Raw genomic sequence first — 11,309 nt, 5'->3', positions numbered from 1 at the left:
TTTTTGTTGATCGATTGCGACAAAGATTATGCGGATAAAGGCAAGGTTAAGCCTTGTGAGCTTTGGCTGACAAATTTGTTAATGAGATAAGCGATTAATCTCTTCAAAATATTGGGATATAATTATGAAAATTAATTCAAGAAACAATAATATAAGGTTAGCTCTTACCATTGCACTCAGCTTCGCCTTGGGGAACGCATCGGCAGCAACGGTGGCGATAGACTTCAGCACGACTGAAGCGAATCTCTCGAAGTGGCATTTTAGCGACGGCTTGCAAGATAATAATTTGGATAAATGGATCACCATGGACATGTCTGGTGATAGTCCGAAGGATAGCACTTATGTTGGCGATAGTCTTGACTACTCCGACCCTAACTACAATGGCTATTGGACTGCCATTTTTAAGTTTCCGATTCCCGAATTGAATCCGTACGAGATCAATATTTCCTTGTTTGCCGCAGACGATAGGGCGCAAGTTTTCTTAGACAATACTCTCCTAGCTTCAGCAGGGCTATTCGCGACGAGCGCGGGTTCTGAAGGTTATTTTCAAAGTTCATACACTCCGTCCATCCCTCCTGATGTTGTCACGTACTATTGGAAGGATTCACTTTACGATTTTGGCACAAGCAAAAATTTAACTGAATGGTTGGATACAGGCGATCATATTCTTAAAGTAATTATTAATAACACCGATTACGGCATAAAAAGGAACCCAACACCTAAAGACCCAACACTTGACCGCCTAACAGAAATTGGCCCAACACATTTTACCCTGCAAGGTAAGGTCGAATTTTATGATGCACCTGAGCCACCGTCAATCTTCCTAATCCTGGCCGGCTTTTTAGCTTTTGTAATGTTTAATGGCAAAAGAAGAATTATCAACAGGCGACTTTTCATTTGCCACCCTCTGGAATGTGCTCTAAGGTCGTTTTTCTCGATCTTTATAAAAAGTAAGGAGTTTCGCATAGCCTACATCTCCAAGATAACGGATAACCGGGCGGAATGCCTGAGTTCGAATTCAAAGACTGGTGGACCAGTCGGCAAACAGACGCCAATGACTTTCGAATTAGCCAGATACTTCTGACAAAGTAAAAATAATAATGGTAAAAATTTATTTCTTGGCACTACAATTTCGAATGGATTACCAGAAAATACTAACTAATACCTTGGGAGTAGGATAATGAGTAATGCACTAAATGACATCTGCTTTGTTCAACCGCATTGGCAGTTAATAGCTAAAGGCATTAGTCCCGAGGAATGGTTTAATGAACACAATATTATCAGTAGCGGGGGTATTAATAATCCAACCAGGGTGCATTTGAATCAGGGGCATCGCTATTATCGATTTTTCAGTAATCCGTCTAAACCTGAAAAAGTCTTGGATGGCGGATGGTGGCTGAGTTTCGATACCATCAATACTATTTGGCACTATTCAATTCGAATGGAGTTGCAATTCACCTATGCAGCCCGTCTATTTCTTGCGCTTCCCTATGATTGGACGCGTGTCGATAGAATAGTCAGTGCAATATTGACTTCACCGCTAGACGCATACGCTGGGGAGGGTAATGTTGCAAAAACTATTACCGAGAAATGGACGCCGGTTCAGAACATTAAAGTTACACAACTCTACATACCCGGCTTATATGTAAAGAGGGATGTGCGGAATGAGTCTATGCCCCAATTATACGAAAGTGTATGGAAAGACGTTCGCTATGAATACGCTAACAACAGGGCTCCTCTTTAACAAAGCCTATTAATTTTTTAACTTAAAGCTGTAAACGTTATAAAGGATTAAATATGTGGTTCTCTAAAATAATTTATTTATTTACCCTTTTACTTTCGCTGGTGTTTACTGAAAGTGCTGCCGCTGAAGAGATAAATCTTAAAAGCCGAGCGCCTACAAAAGATGAAATCATTGAAGCGCTTAAACCAGGAATGGAAAGTGGGGAAAAAGGTCTTACACGTGGCATCAGTATCCGGCCTAAGGATAAAACGGCCAACACTGGTTCTAAAGCAATATCCTTAGAAATTCAATTTGCTTTCAATTCCGCACAATTAACGGATGAAGCTGTCAAACAACTCACCCCTGTTGCGGAAGCTTTGGTGTCCGGTGACCTGGAAAACCTGAAGTTTCTTGTAGAAGGATATACGGATGCCAAAGGGACCGATGAATATAATAAAGATTTATCCTTGCGACGCGCAGCTACCGTACGGGACTTTTTCGTTGCAGAACATGGTCTGGCAGCTTCAAGAATTCAATTTTCTGGTCACGGAGAACAAGGCTTACTCGATCCAGCTAATCCCTACAGCGCTGCTAATCGACGAGTTAGAATTGCCGCTATGCCGTAACCGACTTTAATAAACTTTTACAGTTACTGCTGTTCTTGATATTAGGAGAGAATTAATTTTTGCGTTAATTTTTCCGCTTCCATCGATAATATTTTCTGTAATTGGTAGCGGCTCAGAGCTTCCTAGAGCTTCTATTCTATCTATCCCTGATGGACCCGACACAGTAAATTCATAGTCGGCATTTTCTCTTGGAATTCGTACCCTATCGCCTGCCGATATTATTTGATAGGTTTCATAGCTATTCGGATAAATAGTAGAAACTTCCCCTTTTGAGTTAGTATGTATTAAAGTGATATACATGGGTTTTTCCGTTTCCACGAATATAATCATTGGATCGCCTATATTGTAACTTGATGCGGATAGCTGCAGATTTATTGGGTTTTTCGAAATTGAGTCAGCCTTTTGGTTGTCCCGATAACTTGTTGGTGCTTCCGCTGGAATGGAAGTCATTTCCGTTTTCTTGGGCTCGTTTATATTCGCATTTATTTGCGCTGACGAATCAATGCTCTGTTCCTGGCTCTTCTGAAATGACCAATAGGAAGCCAATACCACGCAACTAGCAAATGTTATTGATGCCACAAAATACAGCTTTGCTTTGCTACTTTGTGAAGGTGAAATTTCGGCTATGAATTTATCAACAGTTTTAGTACGGTGTTCGCGCTTTAACTGGAGGCCATGCAACAATCCTTTCCACTGTTTATTCGAGATAGAAGTAATCTGGCTCGGTTGTGCTTTTAAATCGTACGCCTGTTGAGCATTTGATCTTGAAAACGGGTGCTTGCCTGATAAAAGTTCATATGTCACGCAAGCAAGCGCATAGATATCGTCTCGTGGATCCGGTTCCACATTGTTTAGCATCTCAAGGCTGGCATAGGGAGGTGATAGCGCATTTAGTGACCGTGAGTCAAAAACAGTCGTCTCGTCATTGCCTCGTGCAGTTCTTTCAAACTGGCAGGCAATGCCAAAGTCCAGAACCGTAACATGGCCTTGATCGTCTACAAACACATTCCCCGGCTTAAAATCCGAATGGACGATACCGTTTTTGTGCGCGTGAGCCAAAGCGGACGCCATGTCTTTTACTATAGGTAAAGCTTTGTCGAGTGCAATGCCCGAAGAGTGCTGTTTGATAAAGGCGCTAAGAGGGCTGCCTTTGAGTAACTGCATGCTCAAATAAACATTGCTACCATCACGATCAAAATCATATATGGCAATAATATTCGGGTGCGCCAGTGACTTAGCCTTTTTAGCTTCTCGTTGCATAGCAATGAAAAACCTAGGGTCACCAAGAAGTTCCGAGTTTAATAGTTTTATTGCTAAATATGGTTCTTTATCGCGTGCTTCAACCGCCAATAAATCCAATGCTTTATAAACTGTTCCCATCCCGCCGTGACCAAGAATTTCTTCCAACACAAAGCGGCCTTTCAGTATTATTTTACCCTCGGCAGTTATGTTATTCATTTTGTACTAGTGATTTGCCCCATGATCTCTTAAGCGGCAAATTTTTGTTGGTGCCCGGAGAAAATTGACCACCCGTACCGGTTAAAATTTCACCTGGGTGATGGAGCCAGCTTTTTGAGTGGCCGGCTGTGGATAAGTGTAACGGAAACGTATAATCGGAAGGTGGTTTCATTATCCGTTACCATGCATTATTTAGAAGGCATGATAATTATCTATAGTTGGATTAGCCAAGTTATTTTACGACAAATCTAGGGGGAGCATGGACGCCTTTTTAAAACTCGTGTCTAATTGTCGCCCCGTTTACGATCATGGGAATTCAGGCTCAGCTCTCTTGACAGTCAGGTATTCATCCAACTACTGTCAGTCACGATCAAAACGCAGTGGTCGGCAATTCGATTTACTGACGCGGTCATGAAGTTGATTTGCTTGCCGAATACCTGTCATTCGGCTGAGTCACCGTATACCTGAACTATTGAAATTGGATAGTTACCCCAACCGGCCGGTAATGGCCGGCAGGAGCCAAATTTAAGGTTCAATCACAAATCAAAATTCGAATGCAGCAGAGCTTACGATAGCGTCAGAACCCTCCAAGCCTTGTCACCCAAAGCCTCTACTTATTAAACAACTCCGCCATCGAAATCACGTTCTTGGCCATTTCACCGATGGCGATGTTGCGGTCCATCGCTAGTTTGCGCAAGGCGTGATAAGCCTGGTCTTCCGTGTAGCCTTGGGATTTGATTAAAATCGCCTTGGCGCGATCTACTAGTTTGCGGTCTTCCAGTTGAGTCTTGGTTTTTTTCAATTCGTCTTTTAAGGCTTGTTGCTCCTTGAAACGCGCTATGGCGATGTCGATGATGGCCTTGATGCGTTTCGGATCCAGGCCATCGACTATATAGGCGCTGACGCCGGCTTTGATAACCTTGTTGATGGTCTCGGTTTGCTGATCCTCGGCGAAGATGACGACCGGCAGTGAGCAGTTTTGGTTGATATCGACGATGGTCCGCAAGACAGCCTCGTTAGGGGCGTACAAATTCAAGACCACCACGTCGGGGTTCAGGGTCTGGACAATTTGCATCATGTCCAGTTCTTTAAGTTTCAAGGTTACCACCTCACAGCCGTGCTGGCGCAAGCTGTTTTCCAGCAAGGGTTCGCTGTCGAATTCATCGACGACCAAGACATTAAGCGCTGCCATGTTCAATCCAGGGCGATTTTCAGCAAAGAGCCGTCAGGCATGATTTCGGTGATGTAGTTTTTCGGCTCTTCCAGATAGTAAATCAAACCCAATAACAGGAAACAGGACAGGCCCAAGATTAAGAAAAATTGTCCGGTGGAGACGAAGGTCAGCAAAATCAAATAGACGATGGCGCCGGCGTTGCCGTAAGCGCCGACGATGCCGGCCACTTCGCCGGTGATGGCGCGTTTGATCAAGGGGACGAACGCGAATATCGCGCCTTCCGCCGCTTGCATGAATATCGAACAAAGCAAGGTAACCGCCACTGTGGCGAGGATAGTCCATTGCGCGGAAATCATCGCCATCAAACAATATCCGCCGGCCAGGCCGGCCACGAATAAATATAGGGACAGTTTGCGGCCAATCTTGTCGCTAAGCCAGCCCCCGGCCGGCCGGGCGATGACATTGGTCACCACGAAACTGGAAGCCAGGAACCCGGCATCCAACATACTGGTGCCTTGGGTTTCGTTGAATGTCTTAAAGAAAAACATCGGCAGCATCGATAAAACGGCCAGTTTGGAGCCGAAGGTAACCAGATAGGCTATCGCCAGAATGAATACCTGACGGTACTGATAATGATGGATGCTGGCAATCGGTTGGCTGAGGCGGTCGGCGTTGTTGTTGACCAATTGAAAGACGTGGATTAGGAACAGTAGCCAGACAACGGCATGAATAGCCAGATTCCAGCCTTCGGTGAGGACGGGTGTGGCCGGCGTAGACAGTTTCCACGCCAACAAGGAGATGGTCGCGTACAAGGGTACCAGACTCAGCATATATAAAAACAAATCGCGGATGCTGGTGACTTCCATTGCCATTGGCCGGCGGGTTTTTAGTGCGGCAATTTCCGGCGGCAGGTTTTCCACGCTGAAGTAATAGATGACTGAATAAATCAGCGCGATCACACCGGTCAAGGCAATCGCCGAACGCCAGCCGTGTTCGGCGCCGAAATAAAACGCCAGGCCCGGCAGGAAAATCGCTGCAACGGCCGAACCGAAATTGCCCCAGCCGGCGTAAATACCCTCGGCGGTACCGACCTGGCTGGCCGGAAACCAGTCGCCGATGATGCGTACGCCCACTACGAAGCCGGCGCCGATAAAGCCCAGTAAAAATCGCGACCAGGCCAGTTCGGTAAAATTTTCTGCCATCGCGAACATGAAGCAGGGGATGCTGCATACCGCCAGTAACACGCTGTAGCTGATTTTTGCACCGAATCTATCCACCAGCATACCGGTAATGACCCGAGCCGGAATGGTTAGGGCCACGTTCAGCAATAACAGAATTTCGATTTGGGTTTCGCTGATTCCCAGATCTTGCTGGATCAGTACTAATAAAGACGCATGATTGAACCAAATAACAAAGCTGATGAAAAACGCGATCCAGCTCATGTGTAGCACTTTGGACTTGCCGCGCATGGATAGTAATTTAAAAGGCGTAAAAGACATGGATGATCCGTGGTTGCCGTTCCTTGGTTTTTATAAGCAGTTTATATGCCAACGATTCAGTAGCGGCAAATCCGTCAATTCGCGGCTACATGGCTCCATAGTGGTGCAACAGACCGGTTTCTTTGCCTTATTTGGGTGCGAATTTTGCGGGAAAAAATGTTACCTAGCAGCGGGAGCCGGCATTTTTAAAGGCTTTTGAATGTTGGCATCAATTTTGTTAGAGATTTGTCAAGTCTTGTCGTTAGACTTGCCCCCGTATTAAACCTGGACAAAGGCGTCCTGCTTGAATGAGTCATTCATTCGAACAGGATGCCTTTTTTTTTGGCTGCGAAAAAGGGCGGTAGCGACCAGACAGTAGCTCCTTGAATCGCCTTACCGCCACTAGGCCAGGTAGCGCGTTTGCATAAATTCTGAGTAAACAGAGGCCCCTGATGAATATGAAACAAACCCTGGTTGTTATCGGCAACGGTATGGTAGGCCAGAATTTTCTGGCTGGATTGGTCGCCAGCAGCGCGAAAGACCGCTATCGGATTGTCACATTCTGCGAAGAGCCCAGAGCCGCTTACGACAGGGTGCATTTATCCGAATATTTTTCCGGGAAAACTGCGGCCGATTTGTCCTTGGTGGAAGACGGTTTCTTCGCTGAGCACGGCATAGAGATTTATTTAGGCGACAAGGCGGCCAGTATCGACCGGGAGCGCAAGCAAGTCACCTCTGCCAAAGGTGTAATAGTCGATTATGACAAACTGGTATTGGCAACCGGCTCTTATCCTTTCGTACCGCCGGTGCCAGGGCATGAAAGACCGCAATGTCTGGTGTATCGGACCATCGAAGATTTGGAAGCGATGAAAACTGCGGCAGCGAAATCCAAAGTCGGTGTGGTCATCGGCGGCGGTTTGCTGGGCCTGGAAGCTGCCAAAGCGTTAAAGGATTTAGGGCTTGATACCCATGTGGTCGAATTCGCGCCGCGTTTGATGGCCGTGCAACTCGACGATGGCGGCGGGGCGATGTTGAAGCGCAAGATTGAAGCGTTGGACGTTAAGGTACATTTAAACAAAAACACCACGCTGATCGACAACGGCGCGGAGTGCCTGCACAAAATGAATTTTGCGGACGGCGAAACCTTGGAAACCGACATTGTGTTGTTCTCCGCCGGCATCCGGCCACGCGACGACATTGCCCGCGGCTGCGGCTTGGATGTCGGGCCGCGCGGCGGCATCGTCATCGACAATCAATGCCGCACCTCCGATGCGGATATATACGCGATAGGCGAATGTGCATTATGGAACGGACAGATCTTCGGTTTGGTTGCGCCCGGTTATGCGATGGCGCGCACCGTGGTCGCCGATTTGGCCGGCGAGGCCGGCAGTTTTACCGGTGCCGACATGAGCACCAAACTTAAACTGATGGGTGTCGATGTGGCCAGTATCGGCGATGCGCATGCCAAGACCCAAGGCGCCATGGTGTATACCTATCAAAACGGTGCCAGCGAAATCTATAAACGCCTGGTGGTCAGCCCAGACCAGAAACGCCTGTTGGGTGCGGTTTTGGTTGGGGAAGCTTCCGCTTACAGTACTTTGTTGCAATATTGTTTGAACGGCATAGAACTACCGGAGCATCCGGATTCTTTGATTCTGCCCCAACTCTCCGGCGAATCAGTTGGTCTGGGGCCGGATGCCTTACCTGCCTCGGCGCAGATTTGCTCTTGCTACGATGTCAGCAAAGGTCAAATTTGCGGTGCAATTGAAGCCGGTTGCACTACGCTGGGCGGCCTGAAAGCCGAGACCAAGGCCGGCACCGGTTGCGGCGGCTGTTCTGCACTATTGAAGTCAGTATTGGATTGCGAATTAACCAAGCTGGGCGTGGAAGTCAGCACCGATATTTGCGAGCATTTTCCGCATACTCGCCAGGATTTGTACAACCTGGTGATGGTCGAGGAAATCAAAACTTTCGACGAATTGCTGGATAAGCACGGCAAGGGCCTGGGCTGCGAAGTGTGCAAGCAGGCGGTCGGTTCTATCCTGGCTTCACATTGGAACGACTACATCCTGAAAACAGAACATATCGGTTTGCAGGATACCAACGACATCTTCCTGGCCAATATGCAAAAAGACGGTACTTATTCGGTGGTACCGCGGGTCGCCGGCGGGGAAATCACCCCGGATATGCTGATCGCTATAGGCCAAGTCGGCAAAAAATATCAGCTGTACACCAAAATCACTGGCGGCCAGCGCGTGGATTTGTTCGGTGCTCGCGTCGAGCAATTACCGGCGATATGGCAAGAGTTGATCGACGCCGGTTTCGAATCCGGCCATGCTTACGGCAAATCCTTGCGCACGGTGAAATCCTGTGTCGGCAGCACCTGGTGCCGGTACGGTGTCGATGACAGCGTCGGTTTGGCAATAGAACTGGAAAATCGCTACAAAGGCTTGCGCGCCCCGCATAAAATCAAGTTCGGCGTGTCCGGCTGCACCCGCGAATGTGCGGAAGCGCAAGGCAAAGACATCGGCGTGATTGCTACCGAGAACGGCTGGAATTTATATGTGTGCGGCAACGGCGGTATGAAACCGCGTCACGCCGATTTGTTTGCCACCAATCTGGATAAAGAGACATTAATCAAGTACATCGACCGGGTGTTGATTTTTTATGTCCGCACCGCCAACCGGATGCAGCGCACCTCGGTATGGATGGACAATATGGAAGGCGGCTTGGACTATTTGAAATCGGTAGTCATAGAAGATCGGCTGGGTATAGGCGCGCAATTGGAAGGTCAGATGCAGCATGTTATCGATACCTATCAGTGTGAATGGAAAACTACCTTGGCCGACGAGCAACGGCTGAAACGCTTCCGTCATTTCGTCAACAGCGATCAAGCCGACGACAACGTGGTGTTTGTCGAGGAGCGCGGCCAAGTTAGGCCCGCCAACCCGCAAGAACGTAAACATTTCAAATTGATCGAGGAGGCGGCATAATGAGTACGTGGATAGATGTGTGCGGCATCGACGATTTGCAAGCCGATTCCGGGGTGTGTGCCTTAGTAAAAGGCAAACAAATCGCGATTTTTTACCTGCAACGCCGGCAGGAAGTCTATGCAATCGGTAACTTCGATCCGTTTAGCGAGGCCAATGTCCTATCGCGAGGTATGATAGGCGATATCGGTGGCGAACCGATGGTCGCATCGCCGATGTATAAGCAACATTTCCATCTAGGTACCGGTGTGTGCTTTGAAGATGCCGGCGTTAGCGTACCGGCCTATCCGGTACGCTTGGAAAACGGCAGAGTCGCCGTCATGCTGGCCTCGCCGCCGCTGCAACAAAAATCGCCGTCTTTGGCTGTCTGTGAAATGGAGTAACGTGTGAACTACCAATATTACATCGCTGATGTCTTTACCGACCAGATTTTCAACGGTGCGCAAATAGCGGTATTGCCGAAGGCAGACGGCTTGAATGCCGAAAAAATGGCTAAAATCGCCAAGGAATTGAATCTGTCGGAAACGGTATTTCTGTTTCACAAGACCGATGACAACAAGCATCGGCGGATGCGAATATTTTCGCCTTTAGGCGAAATCAATTTTGCCGGCCATCCGATTATTGCCGCAGCCTACGTGTTGGCTATCTCCGGCGATGTGGTATTAACCGAACCGCTCACTAAACTTGAGTTCGAACAAAATATCGGCATTATTCAAGTCAATCTGTCCAGTCAGGATGGTCAGCCGGGCTTGGTGCAATTTAGCCGTAGCGTTGATTCGATAGTCGACCGCTTCGCGCCCAGTGACGATGAAATATGCAGTTTTTTGGGCTTGCAGTTGTCGGAGCTGGATCATAAAAAATACTCACCACGCTTGGTGTCTTGTGGGTTTCCTTATTTAGTGGTCCCGGTTTGGAATGTCGAATCGGTACGCAAGGCCCGTTTTAACTATGCGGCCTGGGCGCAATCGGCTGCCCCACAAACTGCGGCGCAGGAAATCTTGTTGTTTTGCCCAAAATCGTCAAGCCCGGAAGCGGATTTCAATGCGCGATTGCTGGGGCCCAATATCGGCATCCATGCCGATCCACCGGTCGGTAGCGCGATACCGGCATTTTGTTGTTATTTGTGCTCGTTCGAACACACCCAAAAAGGTACCCACACTTTCGCGGTCGAACGCGGCGATCAAAGCACTCGCCGCAGCTTGATTCAATTGGAAATGGACAACAAAGGCCTGGAGAACTTGACCATCAGAGTCGGTGGGCAAGCCGTGTTGTTTGCCGAGGGAACGATCCATCTTCCGGATTAACGTTTATTCGACTAATTTGTGTCTAGCTAACCGACGTCTACACCATAAACAGGTTGCCCAAATCACAATCAAAATTTCCAGCACAAAGGATCTGTGCAGTAGAAAGTTTAGCCACCAATCCTGGTAGACACTGGGCACCGTAATTAAAGCAAAAGGCCTGTTTACGAATGGGGCCAGCCAGTAGATATTGGTCGAGATGTAATCCAGCAACATATGCAACATACCGTTGCCGGTAAATATTAGCGCCAACAACGCCAGTTTCTTCTGCTTACAATGCTGAAAACCAAGTATGGCCAATGTTAATAACAGCAGCCAAACGCTGGGAAAGTGACTGAAATAGCTATGGTGCGGGTGCGCGCGGTGGTCGAAACCATAAAAATAAATCATATCCAGATCAGGGGCGATACTGCCCAATAAGCCGGCACGCAGAAAAATTAGCCTGGACGCCCCATATTTCTCGAATCTGTGAAACAGCAGTGTCGATACTATATAGCCGGCTGGGAGATGAGCAACAATCATAATTACCTCGATGTTGTTGCTCGGAACGATGCTTACA

The 11,309-nt window shown here is 47.8% G+C and carries 10 protein-coding genes; 6 read left to right on the top strand and 4 right to left on the bottom strand.

The genetic code is table 11. The features are described 5' to 3' along the window. The first annotated feature begins 124 nt into the window (after positions 1 to 124). From ACR64Q_RS10565 to ACR64Q_RS10555, 3 genes are all read left to right on the top strand, one after another. Positions 125 to 1,084 carry a hypothetical protein gene (locus ACR64Q_RS10565; RefSeq protein WP_026600809.1) on the top strand — a complete coding sequence of 320 codons (960 nt, stop codon included), beginning with the start codon at positions 125 to 127 and terminating at the stop codon, positions 1,082 to 1,084. A gap of 96 nt (positions 1,085 to 1,180) precedes the next feature. After that, positions 1,181 to 1,744 carry a hypothetical protein gene (locus ACR64Q_RS10560; protein ID WP_313734639.1) on the top strand — a complete coding sequence of 188 codons (564 nt, stop codon included), beginning with the start codon at positions 1,181 to 1,183 and terminating at the stop codon, positions 1,742 to 1,744. A 53-nt stretch (positions 1,745 to 1,797) separates the two neighbouring features. After that, the gene (locus ACR64Q_RS10555) at positions 1,798 to 2,349 is read left to right on the top strand and encodes an OmpA family protein (protein ID WP_313734637.1); all 552 of its coding nucleotides are present in this window, start codon (positions 1,798 to 1,800) and stop codon (positions 2,347 to 2,349) included. Positions 2,350 to 2,355: 6 nt separating this feature from the next. On the opposite strand, the gene ACR64Q_RS10550 is transcribed toward ACR64Q_RS10555, so the two are convergent. From ACR64Q_RS10550 to ACR64Q_RS10540, 3 genes are all read right to left on the bottom strand, one after another. Beyond that, complete coding sequence (locus ACR64Q_RS10550) at positions 2,356 to 3,807, bottom strand: serine/threonine-protein kinase (protein ID WP_026600806.1); 1,452 nt, start codon at positions 3,805 to 3,807, stop codon at positions 2,356 to 2,358. A 610-nt stretch (positions 3,808 to 4,417) separates the two neighbouring features. Next, positions 4,418 to 4,999 (bottom strand): ANTAR domain-containing response regulator, encoded by a 582-nt coding sequence (locus ACR64Q_RS10545; protein WP_020481260.1) that lies wholly within the window; start codon positions 4,997 to 4,999, stop codon positions 4,418 to 4,420. A 2-nt stretch (positions 5,000 to 5,001) separates the two neighbouring features. Then, positions 5,002 to 6,480: an MFS transporter gene (locus ACR64Q_RS10540; protein WP_313734634.1), complete on the bottom strand. Its 1,479-nt coding sequence runs from the start codon at positions 6,478 to 6,480 to the stop codon at positions 5,002 to 5,004. 431 nt (positions 6,481 to 6,911) lie between these two features. Here ACR64Q_RS10540 and nirB point away from each other — a divergent pair, with 431 nt between their 5' ends. The 3 genes from nirB to ACR64Q_RS10525 are packed head-to-tail and all read left to right on the top strand — an operon-like array spanning position 6,912 to position 10,753. Beyond that, on the top strand, positions 6,912 to 9,452 hold the full coding sequence (gene nirB, locus ACR64Q_RS10535; protein WP_313734633.1) for a nitrite reductase large subunit NirB: 2,541 nt from the start codon (positions 6,912 to 6,914) through the stop codon (positions 9,450 to 9,452). Further along, the gene (nirD, locus tag ACR64Q_RS10530) at positions 9,452 to 9,832 is read left to right on the top strand and encodes a nitrite reductase small subunit NirD (protein ID WP_020481256.1); all 381 of its coding nucleotides are present in this window, start codon (positions 9,452 to 9,454) and stop codon (positions 9,830 to 9,832) included. Before nirB ends, nirD begins: the two co-directional genes overlap by 1 nt. A 3-nt stretch (positions 9,833 to 9,835) precedes the next feature. Further along, positions 9,836 to 10,753 carry a PhzF family phenazine biosynthesis protein gene (locus tag ACR64Q_RS10525; protein ID WP_313734632.1) on the top strand — a complete coding sequence of 306 codons (918 nt, stop codon included), beginning with the start codon at positions 9,836 to 9,838 and terminating at the stop codon, positions 10,751 to 10,753. 3 nt (positions 10,754 to 10,756) lie between these two features. Here the strand turns inward: ACR64Q_RS10525 and ACR64Q_RS10520 are convergent, their stop codons facing one another. After that, positions 10,757 to 11,272 (bottom strand): metal-dependent hydrolase, encoded by a 516-nt coding sequence (locus ACR64Q_RS10520; protein ID WP_313734630.1) that lies wholly within the window; start codon positions 11,270 to 11,272, stop codon positions 10,757 to 10,759. Between the last annotated feature and the right edge of the window lie 37 nt (positions 11,273 to 11,309).

The organism is Methylomonas sp. 2F7, assembly GCF_057126975.1.
This window is presented reverse-complemented; position numbering and strand designations above follow the sequence as displayed.